Origin of the sequence: Enterobacter cloacae complex sp. 402C9, assembly GCF_050030745.1 — a bacterium.
Classification (GTDB): domain Bacteria; phylum Pseudomonadota; class Gammaproteobacteria; order Enterobacterales; family Enterobacteriaceae; genus Enterobacter; species Enterobacter intestinihominis.
Window position 1 is genome coordinate 2,095,268 of the sequence record NZ_JBLGUW010000001.1, and the last position, 18,686, is coordinate 2,113,953.

The window sequence follows — 18,686 nt, forward strand, 5'->3', positions numbered from 1 at the left end:
AAACTAACCAAAATCAAACAGACTGGGTAAAGAAATGAAAAGGCTTTAAGTAAATTCCTGGCTTATGATACAAATCAGGCGTGTTCAACTACTGAGGACAATTTTCATCCGCAAAGACGAGAAGCAACACCGCGGATAATTGTAATTTTATGGACAATTTGTTCAGGACGTATTTTTCAAACAACTCTGCTCTGTTTTCTACCTCCCTCTGCACGCTTTCCGGTGAACAACACTGGCGTTCCGCGCTATAGTCACGTCTTCTGCCTGAGCTGGCGCTATGCGCTTAGCTAACTGATTTAATTCCCACTTTTTTGGTTTGCTGTTCGCAGCGAGCCTCGATGGATTATATTCTCAAGCAGGAGAAAAACATGTTTTACTGGATTTTATTAGCTCTGGCTATCGTTGCTGAAATTACCGGCACCTTGTCGATGAAATGGGCGAGCGTGAGTGACGGCAACACCGGATTTATTTTGATGCTGGTCATGATTACACTTTCCTATATATTCCTCTCTTTCGCGGTTAAAAAAATCGCGCTGGGCGTGGCATACGCTTTGTGGGAAGGTGTTGGTATTTTATTGATCACGCTGTTCAGCGTCATGATATTTGATGAAACCCTGACGACAATGAAAATTGCCGGGCTGACGACCCTGGTCGCAGGTATCGTGCTGATTAAATCGGGTACGCGCAAACCAGCCAAACAGCAGAAGGAGCAGACCCATGCAGCAGTTTGAATGGATCCACGCGGCCTGGCTGGCTTTCGCCATCGTTCTGGAAATTATTGCGAACGTCTTTTTGAAGTTCTCCGACGGCTTTCGTCGCAAAGCCTACGGCCTGTTATCGATTGCCGCGGTTCTGGGGGCGTTTAGCGCCCTGTCGCAGGCGGTGAAAGGCATCGATCTTTCCGTGGCCTACGCGCTGTGGGGCGGCTTCGGTATTGCCGCCACCCTGGCGGCAGGCTGGATTATGTTCGGGCAGCGTTTAAACCATAAAGGCTGGATAGGGCTGGTATTACTGCTCGCTGGCATGATCATGATTAAACTGGCCTGAGTGACCTACTGCTGCGCCAGGGCTTCCAGCCGGTCGCGAAAACCGGTCACCGCTAACGCTCGGTTATCGGCGCGCCAGCGGTCTTTCGCTGCCGGAGCAGAACTCTGAACGCCAATCAGTTGCCAGCCGTTAACGGTTTTTAACATCAGGGGCGATCCGCTATCACCCGGTAGCGTATCGCACTGATGCGAAAGCACGCTGTTTTGCGCCCAGCCCGTCACCACGCAGTCCGTATGGGTGTACAGCGAATCGAGGTGATCAACAGGGTAGCCTGACTGCGTCACTTTTCGATCGGCGGCTTTCAGGGCGGCGGTGAGCGCGTCTTTGTCACCATCAAAGAGCGGTAGCGGAGCGATCCCGGACGGCGGATAACGTAAAACGATCAGACCGAAATCCCAGGATGCCGCCCCGGGCGGCACAATCCATCCATCGCCATCCGGTTTCAGGCGTTTCCCGAGCGACGGATCCACCCGCCCCTCAATACCGTGAATTTCGTAGCGCCAAATCCCTTTCTGCGAGACAAAGCGCAGGGCGATCGCTTTACCCGGTTTGCCTTCGGGCGGCATTAACAGGCAATGACCCGCCGTCAGCGCAAGGCGTGGCGTTACGAGAGTTGCGGTACATAGATTGCCGCTGGCGGTTTCCAGTTGCCCGATGGCATCCCAGGGCGCTTCGGTAGGATCGGTGACACGCGTACGATCGTCATGACCAAAAAACAGCGTCTTTACCTCTTTGGCGCTGATGGCGTCATCGTCGCCCTCATCCGCATGTGAAAAGCCTGCAAAAAGGCTAAACGTTCCCAGTAACAACACAACAGATTTACGCATATCACACTCTGGTGGGGGTAATTATGATTATTAAAAGTGAACCCTATGAAAATACTATAGACGCGACGGCGAGAAAGTGGGAGTAAAATCAGCGTGCTACATTCAGGAAAGATAAAAGTGGCTGGCGATGAGCGCGCATAAAATTAGCAGGATAAGAATGAACTCAAACCGATAGCGCCGCAGCATACGCCCTCCGGATAAAAAAACGGCGCTGACCGCAATCCCGTTCAGCGCCGGTTTACCAACGTGCCCCGAAGGGCACGGTTAAGCTTGTACTCTTACGCTGCTGGCTGTGCAGCAGGTTTAGCCGCTTCGTGTTTTGCCGCTTTTTTGTGATGCTTTTTAGCCGCCTGGGCTTTCTGCTCTACCGCAGGTTTTGCCGCTTTTTTGTGGTGCTTTTTCGCGGCCTGCGCTTTCTGTGCTGCCGCTGGTTTAGCCGCTTTGTGATGTTTTTTATGGTGAACCGTTTTGGCCGGAGCAGCAGTGGATGCCGCAGGCGCTGCGGTGGCGGTAGTTTCAGCCGCGAATGCAGCGGAAGAAAGACCCATAGCAGCGGCAACAACCAGAGCTAATACTTTTTTCATTTTCATACCCTCGAATTTGGTTTTTCATTTAACCCCACTGCGGGGCCGTTGAAATAACTATATCCCTGTAAATTCGGGGTTTCCGTGAGTGATTGGTATCGGCGTGTAACCATATGTACAACGCCGGGGTGGCCCCCGGCGCGTTTGGTTACAGGTAGCGGGACGTCAGGTGTTCGCGGAAGTAGCGGATATTCAGATCTTCACCCGTGGCCTGGGTGATGAGCTGCGACGTGCTGAAACGGCTGCCGTGCTGCCAGATATTCTGACGCAGCCAGTCAAACAGCGCCGAGAAATCGCCCCCGGCAATGGATGCCTGCAACCCGGGCAGCGCAGTTTTGGCGGCATGAAACAGCTGTGCCGCATACATTGCCCCCAGCGTGTAAGACGGGAAGTAGCCAAAACCGCCGTCGGTCCAGTGGATGTCCTGCATACAGCCGTTGCGGTAGTTATCTTTGGTGGATAATCCAAGCCAGGCCTGCATTTTCTCATCCCATAACGCGGGGATATCATCCACTTCGATTTCGCCATTGATCAGCGCGCGCTCAATCTCATAGCGCAATACCACATGCGCCGGATAGCTCACTTCATCTGCATCAACGCGGATGTAGCCCGGTTTCACGCGCTGATTCCAGGCAATAAAATTATCTTCACTGAATGCCGCTTGGCTGCCGAAACGGGCATGGACCGCCGGAAGCAGATGCTTCAGGAAAGCCTCACTGCGGCCCAGCTGCATTTCAAAGAACAGACTTTGGGATTCATGGATCGCCGTAGAGCGCGCCAGCGCAACGGGCTGGCCGGCCCACGCTCGCGGAAGGTTTTGCTCGTAGCGGGCATGTCCGGTTTCGTGGATCACGCCGAAAAGCGCGCTGAGCAACTCGTCTTCATCGTAACGCGTGGTGATACGCACATCTTCCGGAACGCCGCCGCAGAACGGGTGGGCGCTAACGTCCAGACGACCGCCGTTAAAATCGAAGCCAAGCATTTTCATCGCTTCCAGGCCCAGCTCGCGCTGGGTGGCGGTGGGGAAGGGACCCTGTGGCGGAACGAACGATCGTTGAGCCTGTTTTTCCACAACCTTTGCCAGCAGCTCCGGCAGCCAGGACTTCAGATCGCCGAACAGCACATCCAGGCGAGCGCTGGTCATGTCGGGTTCAAAGATATCCAGCAGCGCGTCGTAAGGCGTGCAGCCTTTAGCCTCGGCGCGCAGGCGGGCCTCTTCACGACTGAGTTTCACCACCTCTTTCAGGTTGGCTGAAAAGCCCTGCCAGTCGTTGGCCGGACGCTGAGTACGCCAGGCGTGTTCACACCTGCTGCCCGCCAGCGATTTGGCCTCTACCAGCGATTCCGGCAGTAAAGTGGCCTGCTGGTAGTGGCGCGTCATTTCACGCAGGTTGGCCTGCTCAACGTCGTTCAGATCTTCTTCTGCTGCCGCCGCCAGCCATTCACCCACTTTTTTATCGGTCAGGATCTGATGTTGCAGGACGCTCATCTCCGCCAGCGCTTCACCGCGCGCGGCGCTGCCGCCGGGCGGCATCATGGTAAACATGTCCCAGCTGGCGATGGAGGAGAGGTGAGAGAAGCGGGAGAGACGCTGGAAGGTGCGGGTGAGTTGTTGATAGTTATTGTTTTTCATGAAGTCCTCGTGTCTGAATCAGCCGATGACAAAAATTAGCATCGGCTCGATTTAAACACGAAGAGGGCTGAATGTTAATGCAGTCGTTTATGCAGGCTCGCGCCCACCAGCAGTGCCGCGCACAGCATCAGCGCGATAAATCCGCCCACGCCGTTCCAGCCGTAGTTATGCCAGAACACCCCGCCGAGCGTACCGGCTATGCTGGAACCAAGATAGTAACTGAACAGATACAGTGACGAAGCCTGACCTTTAGCGCGGCGCGCGCGTGGGCCAATCCAGCTGCTGGCAACGGAATGCGCGGCAAAGAAGCCCGCAGAGAAGAGCAGCATTCCGGCAAAAATCAGCCACAGGGAAGAGACAAGCGTCATCAGCAGTCCGAACAACATCACAGCTGTGGACACCAGCATCACCGGACCACGGCCGAAGCGCGCGGTCATGGCGCCCGCTTTTGGCGAACTCCATGTCCCGGTGAGATACGCCACAGAGAGCAAACCCACCAATGCCTGGCTAAGATGCCACGGCGAGAGCATCAGCCGGTAGCCAATATAGTTAAACAGCGTGACAAATGACCCCATCAGCAGGAATCCCATCAGAAACAGTCGCGGCAAACCTTTGTCGCGCCAGTGCAGACGGAAGTTGATAAACAGTGTTTTCGGACGCAGAGAAGTCGGGCGGAAATGGCGCGATTCCGGCAGGATTTTCCAGAACATTAGCGCCGAAGCGAGGGCGAAGCAGCCGATTACGGCCAGCGCAATGCGCCAGTTAAAGAAATCGGTAAACACACCGCTGAGCAGGCGTCCGCTCATCCCGCCGATAGAATTCCCGCTAATGTACAGCCCCATGGAGAAGGCCACGAAACTCGGGTGGATCTCCTCGCTGAGATAGGTCATCCCGACCGCCGCCACGCCGCTGAGGGATAACCCAATCAGCGCGCGCATGACCAGAATGCCGTGCCAGCTGGTCATCATGGTGGAAAGCAAGGTACACACGGAGGCCAGCATTAACGCCGTTACCATGACCTGCTTACGCCCGATGGCATCTGAAAGTGGCCCGGTGAACAGCAGACCGATCGCCAGCATCCCGGTTGAAATGGAGAGCGAAATACTGCTGCTGGCTGGCGACACGCCAAATTCATGCGACAGAACCGGCAGGATCGGCTGAACGCAGTAGAGCAGGGCGAAAGTGGCGAGACCCGCTGAAAAGAGCGCCAGCGTGACGCGCATAAACTGGGGGGTACCACGTTTTATAAACTGAACCGGCTGCGGTACTGCGGGTAAATCATCAATGTCGCTGGCCGGCGCGATATCAACGGTCGTTGTACGGCTCACACATAATCCTTGCTTAAACTTCCCCGTGGTTTCTGGTGACGGGTATGACCACAAGATTAGGGTAGGAAAATGTAAATATTCTGTCTAATATATTAATAATCTCAAATGATACTTTAAAAATATGAATATCGAGCTGCGCCATCTGCGCTATTTTGTCGCCGTCGCTGAAGAGCTCCATTTTGGTCGTGCTGCGGCAAGGCTGAATATCTCCCAGCCACCGCTGAGCCACCAGATCCAGATCCTTGAGCAGCAGGTTGGGGCGCGTTTGCTGGCGCGAACCAACCGCAGCGTGAGCCTGACGGCGGCGGGAAAACAGTTTCTCGCCGATAGCCGACAGATCCTGAGTATGGTGGTGGACGCCGCCGCCAGAGCGGAACGGCTTCATCTCGGGGAGACGGGAGAGCTGCGCATCGGGTTTACCTCGTCGGCCCCCTTCATCAGCGCTGTTTCACAAACGCTATCCTCGTTTCGCAGTAACTTTCCGGATGTGCATATTCAGACGCGCGAAATAAATACCCGGGAGCAAATATCGCCGCTTAATGAAGGATCGCTCGACCTGGGGCTAATGCGTAACACGCAGTTGCCTGATACCCTGGCGTGGCAGGTGATCCTCCGCGAACCGCTGATGGCGATGATCCCCCGGGATCATCCGCTCGCCGCGCAGCACAGCGTCACGCTGGCTGAACTGGCGAAAGAGCCATTTGTCTTTTTTGACCCACAGGTGGGTACCGGGTTGTATGACGATATTCTTGGTCTGATGCGGCGATATGGCCTTGTCCCGACTATCGCGCAGGAGGTGGGGGAAGCCATGACGATCATTGGTCTCGTTGCCGCAGGGCTTGGCGTGTCGATTCTCCCGGCCTCGTTTAAACGGGTACAATTGCCGGAAATGCGCTGGGTGAAGATAGCCGAGCAGGATGCAGTCTCAGAGATGTGGCTGGTGTGGTCTAAACATCATGAACAGAGCCATGCGGCACAGCGTTTCAAAGAACAATTAATTACCGCTTCTCACGGGCGTTATTTATAGGGAAAAGCGGGCGAAAATGTGCAGTAAATCACATGGCTAAGTAAAAATTTGACGTCAGCCATTGAAGTGCTTCACCATAGCCCTCAGTTTATTTCGAAGCTCGAAAATAAGGGAGTACGAGGTGGTTGCTGATAGTCAGCCAGGGCATATCGATCAGATCAAGCAGACCAACGCGGGCGCCGTTTATCGCCTGATTGATCAGCTGGGTCCGGTTTCGCGTATCGATCTTTCGCGCCTGGCACAACTGGCACCCGCCAGTATTACCAAGATTGTCCGCGAAATGCTGGAAGCCCATCTGGTTCAGGAGACAGAAATTCAGGAGCCGGGCAGTCGTGGCCGTCCGGCGGTAGGGCTGGTGGTGGAAACGGAAGCCTGGCACTACCTGTCGCTGCGAATTAGCCGCGGGGAAATCTTCCTCGCGCTGCGCGACCTCAGCAGCAAGCTGGTGGTGGAAGACCGGCTGGAACTCCCGCTCGATGCAGAGCAACCACTTCTCGATGCCATTCTGACCCACATCGACCAGTTCTTTATTCGTCACCAGCAGCGCCTTGAACGTTTAACGGCGATTGCGATCACCCTGCCGGGAATTATTGATACCGAAAATGGCATTGTGCACCGCATGCCGTTTTATGAAAACGTCAAAGAGATGCCGCTGGGCGACGTGCTGGAAAACCACACCGGTGTGCCGGTCTACATTCAGCATGATATCAGCGCCTGGACGATGGCGGAGGCGTTGTTTGGCGCTTCCCGGGGCGCGCGCGACGTGATTCAGGTGGTGATTGATCATAACGTTGGCGCAGGTGTGATCACCGACGGGCGTCTGTTGCATGCTGGCAGCAGTAGCCTGGTGGAGATTGGCCATACGCAGGTCGATCCGTACGGAAAACGCTGCTACTGCGGTAATCATGGTTGTCTGGAGACGATTGCCAGCGTCGAAAGCGTGCTGGAGCTGGCGCAGGTGCGGCTCAGCCAGTCAATGAGCTCCACGCTGCACGGTCAACCGTTGAGCGTCGAAGCATTGTGCAGAGCGGCAAGACAGGGCGATCTGCTGGCGAAGGACATCATTACCGGCGTGGGCAATAATGTCGGGCGCATTCTGGCCATTATGGTGAACCTGTTTAACCCGCAAAAAATACTGATCGGCTCCCCGCTCAGCCAGGCGGCGGATATCCTCTTTCCGGCAATTTCCGCCTGCATCAACCAGCAGGCGCTTCCCGCGTATAGTAAAAACATCGTGGTCGAAAGTACGCAATTTTCCAACCAGGGTACGATGGCTGGCGCCGCGCTGGTAAAAGATGCGATGTACAACGGCTCGTTACTGATTCGTTTGCTTCAGGGCTAACTCTTTTCCATAGATGTACGAAAAATTGCGCTATCTCAAGCCGGGTAGCGCACGCTTCCCGTAGACTTTCCCCACTGAATTATTTACCTGGTTTATATTTTTTGAAGCATACCCAAGAGGTGGAATGAGTCATGCTTAAGCGTTTCTTTATTACTGGTACGGATACGTCTGTCGGGAAGACCGTCATATCCCGCGCGTTACTTCAGGCCCTGGCGGCAAGCGGTAAACGCGTTGCAGGATACAAGCCGGTAGCAAAAGGCAGTAAAGAGACGCCAGAAGGGCTGCGCAATAAGGACGCCCTGATTCTGCAAAGCGTCTCGTCTCTGGAACTGCCTTATGATGCCGTCAATCCTATCGCGTTAAGCGAAGAGGAAAGCAGCGTCGCTCACAGTGGGCTTATCAACTACAGCCTGCTTTCTGATGGCCTGGCAAATCTGAGTGAAAAGGTTGATCACGTTGTCGTTGAAGGGACCGGTGGCTGGCGCAGCCTGATGAACGATTTACGTCCCCTTTCCGAGTGGGTGGTGCAGGAGCAGCTGCCGGTGATTATGGTCGTGGGCATTCAGGAAGGGTGCATCAACCATGCCTTGCTGACGGCGCAGGCTATCGCTAATGACGGCCTGCCACTGATTGGTTGGGTGGCGAACCGTATTAACCCGGGCCTTGCGCACTACGCAGAAATCATCGACGTGCTGAGCAAAAAGCTGCCTGGCCCGTTGGCAGGCGAACTGCCTTATCTGCCCCGCGCCGAGCAGCGCGAATTAGCGCACTATATCGATCTCTCGGCTTTCGGCGGTATGCTGGCCGTAGATCGAGTCGTGGCGTAGCGTTCTCGACAATACCGACGCCACAACACAGGCAACCAGCAAACCGGGAAGTAAAAAATACTGCCCGGTCATCTCACATACCATCAAGGCCGACATGATTGGCGCATGCGTTGTGGCGGCGAGCAGCGTCGCCATACCCGCCAGCCCAAGCAGGATCGCCGTCTCAGAGCCAGGAAACCACAGCGCAAAGATCTGCGCAAACAGCATTCCCGTTGCCATACCAACGAACAAGGTTGGCGTAAACACGCCTCCCGGTGCGCCGGACCCGCTGCTTGCCAGCACCGCCAGGAGCTTGCAGATAAAGACGCCGGCAATTACCGACAGCAGCGGCGGCGACTGCAAAAACGCCTGAACCACGCTGTAGCCATTCCCCCATACCTTCGGCGTCAGCAGCGACAGCAGCCCGACGATCAGCCCCCCCAGCGCCAGCTGCCACGGCGGTGAAAGTTTGAGACGCAGAAACAGCCTGTGGCTGGCCGCCATCAGCCACATCAGCAGCGGGCCGCAAACGCCAGCCAGCAGACCCACGCCAACGATCAGGAAATAATCCACCGCCGTAAGCATCTCGCTGAGATGGACATCATAAAGTGTATTCGCGCCGGGACTTAACAGGCGCGTGGTCAGCAGAGCCACCACAGCGGCAATCACCACCGGGCCGAGGGAGGCCAGCATAAGTGTGCCAAACAGGATCTCTGCGATAAACAGGCTGCCCGCCAGCGGCGCATGATAGGCGCTGGCCATCCCGGCGGCGGCACCGCAGGCGATCCACAGTTTCCATTCGGATTTCGGCGTACAACGTTGTGCAAAAAAGGAGGCAGCGAGGGCGGCAAGCAGGATCATGGCGCCTTCCCGGCCGATGGCGCTGCCGCTGGCGACCACCAGCAACGAGGCGAGGGATTTCCCCAGGCTGGCGCCGTAATCAAACTGGCCATCACCCGTCTCCAGCGCCTCCATATAATCGGTCGGGGCGTGGGGACGTTGTGCCGTCATGCGCTGCCATCCCCACAGTAGCACTCCCGCGGCCAGACCACCCAGCGCAGGCGTGAGCGCCCGCCGCCAGGGCGATAACGCGGCAGCGGCGTTCACCAGGCTTCCGCTTTCGTTGCTGAGAAACAACCACTCCAGCAGATACATGCTGTGGCGGAACACCGCAACGGCCAGCGCTGCCAGCACGCCGGTGACGGTAGCAATCAGGAGACGGCGAAACATCGCGCGGATGTCGGGGTATGCGTGAAGACGTTGCATGAAGTCGTGATTAACGGGGACGATACGATATTGTGGCGGGAAAACGTGAGGTTAGCAAAAGGTATGCGTGCGGAAAAAGGCCGGGCAGTACCCGGCCTGAATGCTTAACTCTCGCTATGAATATTCAATGCCCGGCGCGTACGCCCGGAACTCAAATACTCCGCAATATAATCCTGGGATATCTCGCCGTTATAGCGTCCGTCCTCGTCCACAATCGGCATCCAGCTGGTGTTGCTCTCATACAGGCGAGAAAGCACCACGCGCAGGTTATCCTCGGCCTTTCCTGTCATGCGGAACGGATGCAGAATATCACCGCAGCTGCCGCTGGCATTACGCGCTTCGCGGCGCTTCACAAAGCCCAGCGGTTTGCCGAGATCATCAACCACGGTAATGGCGCGAATATCGTTGTCATCCATGGTGGCGAAGGCCTCTGGCAGCGGCGTCGATTCGCGTACCGTAATCGTCGGCTGCTGGTCGGTGACGTCGCCCGCGGATACCAGCAGCAGGCGTTTCAACGTCCGGTCCTGACCAACAAACGAGCCGACAAACTCATTGGCGGGTTTCGCCAGCAGCTCGTCCGGGCTGGCGCACTGAACAATACGCCCCTGACGGAAGACGGCAATACGGTCGCCCAGCTTCAGCGCTTCGTCAATATCGTGGCTCACCAGCATCACGGTCTTTTTCAGCTTGCGCTGCATCTCCAGGAACTGGTTCTGGATCACCTCACGGTTAATCGGGTCAACCGCGCCGAATGGTTCATCCATCAGCAGGACTGGAGGATCCGCTGCCAGCGCGCGGATGACGCCGATACGCTGCTGCTGACCGCCGGACATTTCGCGCGGATAGCGGTGAAGGAATTTATGTGGATCCATTGCCACCATATCCATCAGCTCCTCGGCACGGGATTTACAGCGCGCTTTGTCCCAGCCCAGCATGCGCGGCACGACGGTAATGTTCTCTTCGATAGTCATGTTCGGGAACAGGCCAATCTGCTGGATCACGTAGCCAATGTTGCGGCGCAGGGTCACGGTGTCCATCCCGCTGGTGTCTTCGCCGTTAATCAGGATCGTCCCGCTGCTTGGCGTAATGAGACGGTTAATCATCTTCAGGGTAGTGGTTTTCCCGCAGCCGGACGGGCCGAGCAGCACGCACATTTCCCCTTCAGGCACGTTCAGGTTGACGTTGTCGACGGCCTTAAACGTCTGGCCGTGCTTCTGTGAAAATTGTTTAGTGAGGTTTTCCAGTTTTATCATTATCGAATCCCCTTCGGAGTCAGTACCACCTGCAAACGGTGCAGCAACCAGTCGAGCACAATCGCTAAAAGACAAATCATCAGCGCGCCCGCAATTAACATACGAATATCACTCCCGCCAATACCGTTAAGCAGCAGCAGGCCCAGACCGCCCGCGCCAATCACGGCAGCAATCGCCATGACGCCGATGTTCATCACCACGGCGGTGCGGATGCCGCCAAAAATGACCGGCAGCGCCATTGGGATTTCCACCCAGCGCAGACGCTGCCAGAAGGTCATGCCGATGCCGCGTCCCGCTTCGCGCAGGCCGGGTGGCAGGCTGTCGAGCGCCGTGTGGGTGTTGCGCACAATCGGCAGCAGTGAATAGAGGAACACCGCCGTAATCGCGGGCAGGGCGCCAATGCCCTGACCGATCAGCGAAAAGAGCGGGATCATCAGGCCGAAAAGCGCAATTGACGGGATGGTGAGCACAATGGTGGCAATCCCCAGCACCGGCGTTGCCAGCCATTTATGGCGGACAATTAAAATGCCCAGCGGCACGCCAATAACAATCGCCATGCCCACGGCGAGTGCCACCAGCCAGAGGTGTTGCAGCGTCAGGGTTAAGAGATAGTCCCAGTTGTCGAGAATATAGTGAATCGTCTCCATAGCGCCTCCTACAGCAACTGTTTGCTACGCAGGAAATCACGGGCGACCTGCTGCGGTGACTGATGGTCGATATCCACCTTCTTATTCAGTTCGGTGATAACGTCGTTGTTGAGCTGGGCTGAGAGGGTATTCAGCGCCTCCTCCAGCCCCGGGTTAGCCTCCAGCGTGTCTTTTCGAACAACTGGCGTCACGGCGTAACTCGGGAAGAAGCCTTTATCGTCTTCCAGCACTTTAAGATCGAAGCCCTTCACGCGCCCGTCGGTGGTGTAGATCAGCCCGGCATCGACAAACCCGTCGCGCACCGCGTTATAGACCAGCCCCGGATCCATCTGGCGGATCTGCGGGCGGTCCAGCTCCATGTTGTAGGCCGCCTGCAACGGTTTCATCCCGTCGCTACGCCCGGCAAATTCCAGGTCAAGGCCCAGCAGCCAGTTGTTATCTGGATCGGTTTTACGGATCTGCTCAATCTTTGCCACCATCTCAGACATGGTATTGATATGTTCAGCCTCGGCGCGCTTGCGCTGCATGGCAAAGGCATAGGTATTGTTCATATCGGCAGGTTTAAGCCACACCAGACCGTGCTTTGCGTCGAGGCGTTTCACCGTCTCGTATGACTCCTGCGGCGACATGCGTTTGTTGATATGGTTGAAGATGATCAGCGACGTGCCGGTGTACTCCCAGGTCATATCAATCTGCTTGTTAATCATCGCGTTACGGGAAATCACCGTCGCAATATTAGTCTGCGGCTGCACCTGAAATCCTTTCTTTTGCAGATACTGTACGGTCATGGCCGAGAGAATGTGCTGCTCGGTAAAGCTCTTTGTTGCCAGGATCAGCGGCGCGGCGAGCGCCTGGCTGGTGAAGAGCGCGGCGGCGCACAGCGCCGTCAGGCCGGAAAACAGTCTCATAGAAGCTCCTTGTTATAATTATCGCGCGAGATGCGGGCTCAGTAGTCGACCCAGTGCCGCCAGCAGCGTATCCAGAATCAGGGCGAACAGGGCGGTGGCCGCCGCGCCCAGGATCAGCGTCGGGAAGTCATTCAGATAGATCCCCGGGAAAATCAGCTCGCCGTAGCTGCTGGCGCCAATCAGGAATGCCAGCGGTGCGGTACCGACGTTAATCGCAGTGGCAATGCGAATACCGGAAAGCATCACCGGCCAGGCGTTAGGAATTTCGACCTGATGCAGGCGCTGCCATTTGGTCATGCCGATGCCGTTTGCCGCTTCCAGCAACGACGCGGGAACAGAGCACAGCCCGGCATAGGTGTTACGCACAATTGGCAGCAAAGAAGCGAGAAAGAGGGCGATAATGGCCGGTTTATCACCGATGCCAATCACCACCATCGCCAGCGCCAGAACGGCCAGCGGCGGCAGGGTGTTGCCCACGTTAAAGATTTGCATCACGTATTCGGCGATACCCCGTGCCGCCGGACGGCTCAGCAGAATACCGCTTGGAATGCCCACCAGCAGGGCAAAGAACATTGATGAAAAGACCAGAATCAGGTGCTGTTGACCGAGGTAGAGCAGGTCAACCTGGCGCGCCTTAATTGTCTCCAGTCCAATTCCCCAGGTGAGGAGAGCGAGGACCACGATAATCGCGCCGACAAAAAGCAGCGAACGTTTAAGTAATGGGTGCATTGCGGTGTGTCTCCCTGTGCGCATGCGTTATAGCAACCACCTGTTGCGGTTGCCTGTTGTTATGCCATGTTTCGGCAGGGGTACTTCACCTATAGCAAGCGAAACGGAAGGGTTCCAGCAAAGGGGGTAAAACAGTAACCCTATGAAATTAGTGACAACCTGAGTTAAGCCTTATGGCGTAAGGGCTGTCAGTGGGAAGGCAGAATAGTCTTAAAGAAGCACGCCTCAAGTGACAACGTCACTTGAGGCGTGCTGATCACCCTATCGACTAAGCGCGGCGCGTACCTTTCGAACGCGCCACGAGATACGAACGATTGAAAAGGCGGCGATAAACACCAGCATCAGGCCCAGTGCCAGCATCGCGTGGAATCCAAACTCTCTGAAGAGGATCAGCCCCGCAATCCCGCCGGTAATAAACGAGAAAAGGGTGGTTAAATGGGTTTTGAGCTGGCTCTTTTGCGCGGCCGTGTCTTTGGAATAATCCCGGCGCAGCATGGCGACCATAACGGAGGCCAGCGAAATGCCGGCATCGGTCAGCGTACCGGTAATGTGCGTGGATCTCACCCGACCGCCGGAAAGCTGAGTTGAGGTGGAGTTATGAATTCCCATCAAACCGCACAGGAAAAGAATAATCTCCTGATTCGTGGCGAAGGAGTGAAAATACATTTCATAAAGGGATACCCCGGCAAGTAATAGCCCTTCAACAAATAAAACCTGGCTGAATATCAGCCTGACGTTATGGATAATTCCCCAGATAACAATAATCCGCGCAACAATGGCGCCAGCGACAAACGACAGAATAATGGCGCCAAAAAAAAGAATATCACTGAGATCGGTGGAGGAAACTTCGCTGGATAACTGCGATGTATTACCCGTCATATGAGAGGGGAAAAAGCCGAACGCGCCCAGCGCAATGGCATTCAGCAGTCCCGCGGAGGTCGCCAGCCAGAGTGCAAGACGACGATCCTCCTGATGCGTTCGTTCTTTCTTTAATTTAATCAGCAAAGAATACCTCCAGTTTGAGCTTTGCCTGACTTCTCAAGCTAACAAAGCGATGTCGCCGACTGACCAGGATATTGCTTAATTATTATTTCAACGGGAGGTATTCGAGGTTTTGTAATTAAATAAAATAACCCTGTTAATATAATGCCTTATTGCTAATGCCACGAGCAGACTGACGGGCAAAAATACCGTCCCAGTGTGTACGCCCGCTGTAGCGGTATGGGATTTGATTCAGTGTAGACATAGGTGTCATTCACGACGATGAGAAGAGATGCCCCCGTGATTTCCGGGGGCTTAGAGTGTTATTTCAGACTGGTTTTGAAGAACTGCTCAAACTGCGCGAACGGGATTTTTCCTGCGACGTTATCGTAGAGATCAACATGGTTTGCACCGGGAACAATCACCAGCTCTTTCTCTTTGCTGCCGACGGCCTTGAACGCATCCTCCGCAAAATAACGAGAGTGTGCGTTTTCACCGGTCACAATCAGCGTTGGGATAGTGATCTCCCCGGCATAGCTCAGCAGCGGCATATTCATAAAGGATAACGGCATGGTCGCAGTCCACGCGCCGGTGGAGTTTACGGAACGGGCATGGAAACCGCGCGGCATACGGTAGTAATCATAGAACTCTTTCAGTACCGGATGCGGATCGGTGGGCAGTGCTTCCGGCAGAATGCGCTCGGCCGCCGTCACCTTGCCATTCTCATCGACATTAATATCGTGGCCGCCATGGGCGAAAGTGCCGCTTTCAGCATCTTTCCTGCGCTGCGCGTTCAGATACTGCAACACGGCCCGACGATCGGCCGCTGAATAGCGATCTTTCCCGTTGCCCACGCCGTGACCCATCGCGCGGCTCATATCGTACATTACGCTGATGGCGACCGCCTTCACGCGGGTATCCATGGATGCCGCGTTCAGCGCCATACCGCCCCAGCCGCAGATACCAAGAATGCCGATACGGTTACGGTCGACTTCTTTCTGTAACCCCAGGAAATCCACAGCGGCGCTAAAGTCTTCGGTGTTGATGTCAGGGGAGGCAACGTTACGCGGCTGGCCGCCACTTTCCCCCGTGTAGGATGGGTCGAAGGCCAGGGCCACGAACCCCTGCTCAGCCAGAGTCTGGGCGTACAGACCGCTGGATTGTTCTTTAACCGCACCGAACGGCCCACTGACGGCTATCGCCGCCAGTTTCTGGTCGCCGTGGTTCCTGGGAATGTACAGATCGCCCACCAGAGTGATCCCGTACCGGTTCTGGAACGTCACTTTGCGGTGGTTGACTTTATTGCTCTCGGCGAAGGTTTTATCCCAGGTTGTCACCATCGAAACGGGGGCGTTAGGATTTAGCGTTTCTGCATAACTCATTGTTGTCACTCCACTTAATGATGCGCATAACAGCAGCGCAACGGACAGTTTTTGGGTGAATGTTTTCATAAGAGGTACCGTGTGTTGTTGTAATGAGGCCATTATAGTTAGCAGAAATAGTGCTGATTAGAGGCCAAAAGCTGCTAGGATTAATATCAATTTGATATGAATTGACGAGGCATGATGGCGAAGCGGGAAAACTATAATGAACTGTATCTCTTTATCCAGGTGGTGCGGGAGGGAAGCTTCACGGCAGCCGCACAGCTGCTCGGGCTGGCGCAATCCGGGATCAGCCGATCGGTTCGCGAGCTGGAAGAGCGGCTGGGCGTTCAGCTTCTGGTGCGCACTACGCGCAAGCTGTCGCTGACACACGCCGGGGAACAGCTTTACCAGACCGCCGGTTCCGCCTTTGATGCGCTTGATACCGGGTTGACCAGACTGGCGCATTACCGTCAGACGCCGTCCGGCACGGTGCGCATTAATGCCAGCCAGCACGCCATCGAGAAATGTCTGCTGCCAAAGCTCGCTATCTTCAAACAGCGTTACCCGGATATCCGTCTGGAATTGATGAATGAGAGCCGGTTCGTGGATATCATTGCCGAGCGATTCGACGCGGGCGTCCGGCTGGGACCGGAGGTGGGACAAGGAATGATTGCGGTGCGCATCACGCCCGATATGGAGATGGCTGTGGTTGCCGCCCCGGCGCATTTTCGGCGCTATGGTTTCCCGCAGACGCCCGCCGATCTGGATGCTCATCCCTGCATTGCCTACCAGTTTGCAGACGGTAACCACTATCAATGGGAGCTTGTTCAGGACGGGAAACGAGTTACGCACCGGCCTGAGGGGCAATGGGCCTTTTCCGACAGCTACATGGAGGCCGAAGCGGCCCGGCTGGAACTCGGGCTGGCCTATGTCCCGGTTGAGCTGGTGGCTGACGATCTGGAGCGTGGCACGCTTATACGCGTCTTACAGCGCTACAGCCTGCGGATGGACGGGCTTTACCTCTATTATCCGCACCGCAACGTGTCCCCGGCGCTGAGAGCGGTTATTGATACGTTGAAAATTTAAGGCAGCCTCTGCTCGACGGTCTATACAGCTCCTGGGTTTGTGGTACGCTACTATTTTATATAGCGCTGCTTAATTAAGGCAAAGAAATGACAAAAATAACGCCAGAATATACGGCTGTAGACTTATCGAGTTGGGCAAGGAAAGAACATTTTGAAGTCTTTCAGAGCTTTGCTCAATGCACGATTAACCAAACGGTTCAGCTGGATATCACTGCGCTGCTGAAACATATCAAACAGGTTGGCTGGAAATTTTATCCTTCGATTATTTCCCTTATTTCGACAGTCGTTAACCGCCATTCTGAGTTCCGTATGGCTATGAAGGATAATGAGCTTGTAATATGGAATGAGGTGCATCCCAGCTATACCCTTTTCCATAAAGAGACGGAGACGTTTTCATCATTATGGAGTCACTTCGACGGGAATATTCATCACTTTCAGAACGTTTATGCAGAAGACGTTTCTCGCTATGGTGATAATCTTGCCTACTGGCCCAAAGAAGAGTACCGGGAAAATATATTCTTCATATCGGATATTCCGTGGGTCAGTTTTACCAGTTTTAATATCAACGTGGCTAACATGCAGAACTTTTTTGCGCCCATGTTCACGTTTGGAAAATACTTTAACCAGGATGGAAAAGTCTTGTTGCCTTTCGCCGTTCAGGTTCATCATTCTGTCTGTGATGGTTTCCATGTGGCCAGACTAATCAACGAGTTGCAAGAGTTGTGTGATAATTTACCGCACTATTAAGCCGCGAGCCGTTTCCGGCCCGCGGCAGCAGGACAGGTGATGAGTCGTTCTGACGATCAGGCGGCTTTGACGGCCCGGATTTTTTTGCTGCTATCCGCCTCTGGCGCTGTTTTATCCGTTGCAGCATTGAGCTCGGGAAGCTTGCTGGTACGCAGGATATGCTGCACGGACTCTTTCTGCTCGGCAAGATACAGACCAAGGTTTTCCGCCTGCGTTTCATCCATCTGCATTCCGCTTTGCAGCAGCCAGTCGGTGAACGCTTCTGCCATGTCGAGCAGTTTGTCGTGAGCGTCAGCCTCTTTCTTACTGGCAAAAGTCATTTTCTCTTCACCTTTTCTTACGACCACGAATTTTGTTTCAACAGCCATTTTGCACCTCCAGCACTGTAATTATATACAGTATAGCAGTTCCGGATCTGCGTTGCAGCAAAAATGTCCGAACCTGGCTTACACAACGGATGTACAAGCCAGGAGCTGTTATCGGTACAGCGTTTTTTCTGCAATCGGGATCAGCAAAGTGGACTGCCATTCTGCCAGCGTCAGCTGGGCAAGTTTACCCAGCGCCGTATAGAACGGATGGGCCGCGTTTTCAACGAATACGCTAAGGAAACGCGTGCTCCACGGCAGCAGATGCCAGGCCATAAGCTGGTCGCGTTCTGTGTCGCGACCGTTCTCGGCAAGCCATGCCGCCAGCATCAGCAACGTTCCGAAGTGATCTTCCGGCTCATTCTGCTGCATCTCAAAGGCGATATGGTTTTCACGCATCCACTGGCGCAATGCAAGGGTCGAATCGCCAAACAGCACGGACTCGCGATCGAGCCAGACGGAGCCCCACGGGGGGGCGGGCAGGGCATACGGGCCAATAAACAGACGCTGCCAGGCGTCTTTCAACGCTTCGTCCGACGGGTTCTTAAACATACTGGCCACGGGCTGCAGGCTTTCCTGCGCCAGCGGCCAGTCCTGCACCCAGTCACCTGCGGTCAGGGCACTCACCAGCGGTGCGGTCTGCTCGCTGTCAGGGGCAAAATAAAACAGCGCGCCCAGTACCCGGGCGCTGAACGCGAACGATTCGCGGTGTGAGACGTCATTCATTACAACTTTCCTTACTTGTGC

General features: G+C 55.1%; 21 protein-coding genes and 1 pseudogene. 8 read left to right on the plus strand and 14 right to left on the minus strand.

Annotated features, from left to right (window positions below; genetic code table 11):
* Positions 1 to 80: 80 nt before the first annotated feature.
* From ACQG1K_RS10045 to mdtI, 3 genes and pseudogenes are all read left to right on the plus strand, one after another.
* Positions 81 to 251: pseudogene (locus tag ACQG1K_RS10045) on the plus strand (hypothetical protein).
* Positions 252 to 368: 117 nt separating this feature from the next.
* The gene (mdtJ, locus tag ACQG1K_RS10050) at positions 369 to 731 is read left to right on the plus strand and encodes a multidrug/spermidine efflux SMR transporter subunit MdtJ (RefSeq protein WP_032622197.1); all 363 of its coding nucleotides are present in this window, start codon (positions 369 to 371) and stop codon (positions 729 to 731) included.
* On the plus strand, positions 718 to 1,047 hold the full coding sequence (gene mdtI, locus ACQG1K_RS10055) for a multidrug/spermidine efflux SMR transporter subunit MdtI (RefSeq protein WP_022647960.1): 330 nt from the start codon (positions 718 to 720) through the stop codon (positions 1,045 to 1,047). The genes mdtJ and mdtI overlap by 14 nt, the downstream gene beginning before the upstream one ends.
* Before the next feature lie 5 nt (positions 1,048 to 1,052).
* Here mdtI and ACQG1K_RS10060 read toward each other — a convergent pair whose 3' ends face one another.
* From ACQG1K_RS10060 to ACQG1K_RS10080, 5 genes are all read right to left on the minus strand, one after another.
* On the minus strand, positions 1,053 to 1,874 hold the full coding sequence (locus tag ACQG1K_RS10060; RefSeq protein WP_426720868.1) for a trypsin-like serine peptidase: 822 nt from the start codon (positions 1,872 to 1,874) through the stop codon (positions 1,053 to 1,055).
* 102 nt (positions 1,875 to 1,976) lie between these two features.
* Positions 1,977 to 2,060, minus strand: a complete 84-nt coding sequence (locus ACQG1K_RS10065) for a hypothetical protein (protein WP_057979992.1) — start codon at positions 2,058 to 2,060, stop codon at positions 1,977 to 1,979.
* A 92-nt stretch (positions 2,061 to 2,152) separates the two neighbouring features.
* Positions 2,153 to 2,458 (minus strand): acid resistance repetitive basic protein Asr, encoded by a 306-nt coding sequence (gene asr, locus ACQG1K_RS10070; protein WP_022647962.1) that lies wholly within the window; start codon positions 2,456 to 2,458, stop codon positions 2,153 to 2,155.
* A 148-nt stretch (positions 2,459 to 2,606) separates the two neighbouring features.
* The gene (locus ACQG1K_RS10075) at positions 2,607 to 4,091 is read right to left on the minus strand and encodes a carboxypeptidase M32 (RefSeq protein ID WP_023299993.1); all 1,485 of its coding nucleotides are present in this window, start codon (positions 4,089 to 4,091) and stop codon (positions 2,607 to 2,609) included.
* Between the two features lie 74 nt (positions 4,092 to 4,165).
* Entirely contained in the window at positions 4,166 to 5,419 is a 1,254-nt protein-coding gene (locus ACQG1K_RS10080; RefSeq protein ID WP_022647964.1) for an MFS transporter, read from the minus strand.
* A 121-nt stretch (positions 5,420 to 5,540) separates the two neighbouring features.
* Between ACQG1K_RS10080 and ACQG1K_RS10085 the strand changes: the two genes are divergently transcribed.
* The 3 genes from ACQG1K_RS10085 to bioD all read left to right on the plus strand — a co-directional run bounded on the left by ACQG1K_RS10085 (position 5,541) and on the right by bioD (position 8,615).
* Complete coding sequence (locus ACQG1K_RS10085; RefSeq protein ID WP_367075178.1) at positions 5,541 to 6,446, plus strand: LysR family transcriptional regulator; 906 nt, start codon at positions 5,541 to 5,543, stop codon at positions 6,444 to 6,446.
* 121 nt (positions 6,447 to 6,567) lie between these two features.
* Positions 6,568 to 7,788 carry a sugar metabolism global transcriptional regulator Mlc gene (gene mlc / locus ACQG1K_RS10090; protein WP_367075176.1) on the plus strand — a complete coding sequence of 407 codons (1,221 nt, stop codon included), beginning with the start codon at positions 6,568 to 6,570 and terminating at the stop codon, positions 7,786 to 7,788.
* A gap of 131 nt (positions 7,789 to 7,919) precedes the next feature.
* Positions 7,920 to 8,615: a dethiobiotin synthase gene (gene bioD, locus ACQG1K_RS10095; RefSeq protein ID WP_426760322.1), complete on the plus strand. Its 696-nt coding sequence runs from the start codon at positions 7,920 to 7,922 to the stop codon at positions 8,613 to 8,615.
* Here bioD and clcB read toward each other — a convergent pair.
* From clcB to ACQG1K_RS10130, 7 genes are all read right to left on the minus strand, one after another.
* Positions 8,550 to 9,860: a voltage-gated ClC-type chloride channel ClcB gene (gene clcB, locus ACQG1K_RS10100; protein WP_367075172.1), complete on the minus strand. Its 1,311-nt coding sequence runs from the start codon at positions 9,858 to 9,860 to the stop codon at positions 8,550 to 8,552. The genes bioD and clcB overlap by 66 nt on opposite strands.
* A 104-nt stretch (positions 9,861 to 9,964) precedes the next feature.
* Entirely contained in the window at positions 9,965 to 11,113 is a 1,149-nt protein-coding gene (gene osmV / locus ACQG1K_RS10105; protein WP_022647969.1) for an osmoprotectant ABC transporter ATP-binding protein OsmV, read from the minus strand.
* Entirely contained in the window at positions 11,113 to 11,760 is a 648-nt protein-coding gene (gene osmW, locus ACQG1K_RS10110; protein WP_063148135.1) for an osmoprotectant ABC transporter permease OsmW, read from the minus strand. The genes osmV and osmW overlap by 1 nt, the downstream gene beginning before the upstream one ends.
* Positions 11,761 to 11,768: 8 nt before the next feature.
* Complete coding sequence (osmX, locus tag ACQG1K_RS10115) at positions 11,769 to 12,668, minus strand: osmoprotectant ABC transporter substrate-binding protein OsmX (protein ID WP_017694085.1); 900 nt, start codon at positions 12,666 to 12,668, stop codon at positions 11,769 to 11,771.
* Positions 12,669 to 12,686: 18 nt separating this feature from the next.
* Positions 12,687 to 13,397 carry an osmoprotectant ABC transporter permease OsmY gene (osmY, locus tag ACQG1K_RS10120; protein ID WP_022647971.1) on the minus strand — a complete coding sequence of 237 codons (711 nt, stop codon included), beginning with the start codon at positions 13,395 to 13,397 and terminating at the stop codon, positions 12,687 to 12,689.
* A 261-nt stretch (positions 13,398 to 13,658) separates the two neighbouring features.
* Positions 13,659 to 14,402 carry a YoaK family protein gene (locus ACQG1K_RS10125; RefSeq protein ID WP_063849261.1) on the minus strand — a complete coding sequence of 248 codons (744 nt, stop codon included), beginning with the start codon at positions 14,400 to 14,402 and terminating at the stop codon, positions 13,659 to 13,661.
* Positions 14,403 to 14,701: 299 nt separating this feature from the next.
* Positions 14,702 to 15,829 (minus strand): alpha/beta hydrolase, encoded by a 1,128-nt coding sequence (locus ACQG1K_RS10130; protein ID WP_367075170.1) that lies wholly within the window; start codon positions 15,827 to 15,829, stop codon positions 14,702 to 14,704.
* 114 nt (positions 15,830 to 15,943) lie between these two features.
* On the opposite strand from ACQG1K_RS10130, the gene ACQG1K_RS10135 reads away from it, so the two are divergent.
* Both ACQG1K_RS10135 and catA read left to right on the plus strand, forming a co-directional pair.
* On the plus strand, positions 15,944 to 16,828 hold the full coding sequence (locus ACQG1K_RS10135; RefSeq protein ID WP_367075168.1) for a LysR family transcriptional regulator: 885 nt from the start codon (positions 15,944 to 15,946) through the stop codon (positions 16,826 to 16,828).
* Positions 16,829 to 16,914: 86 nt separating this feature from the next.
* Positions 16,915 to 17,574 carry a type A chloramphenicol O-acetyltransferase gene (gene catA, locus ACQG1K_RS10140; RefSeq protein WP_023300000.1) on the plus strand — a complete coding sequence of 220 codons (660 nt, stop codon included), beginning with the start codon at positions 16,915 to 16,917 and terminating at the stop codon, positions 17,572 to 17,574.
* A 56-nt stretch (positions 17,575 to 17,630) separates the two neighbouring features.
* Here the strand turns inward: catA and ACQG1K_RS10145 are convergent, their stop codons facing one another.
* Both ACQG1K_RS10145 and dmsD read right to left on the minus strand, forming a co-directional pair.
* Positions 17,631 to 17,942 carry a YebG family protein gene (locus ACQG1K_RS10145; RefSeq protein WP_022647976.1) on the minus strand — a complete coding sequence of 104 codons (312 nt, stop codon included), beginning with the start codon at positions 17,940 to 17,942 and terminating at the stop codon, positions 17,631 to 17,633.
* A gap of 108 nt (positions 17,943 to 18,050) precedes the next feature.
* On the minus strand, positions 18,051 to 18,665 hold the full coding sequence (gene dmsD, locus ACQG1K_RS10150) for a Tat proofreading chaperone DmsD (RefSeq protein ID WP_032624331.1): 615 nt from the start codon (positions 18,663 to 18,665) through the stop codon (positions 18,051 to 18,053).
* Positions 18,666 to 18,686: the final 21 nt, after the last annotated feature.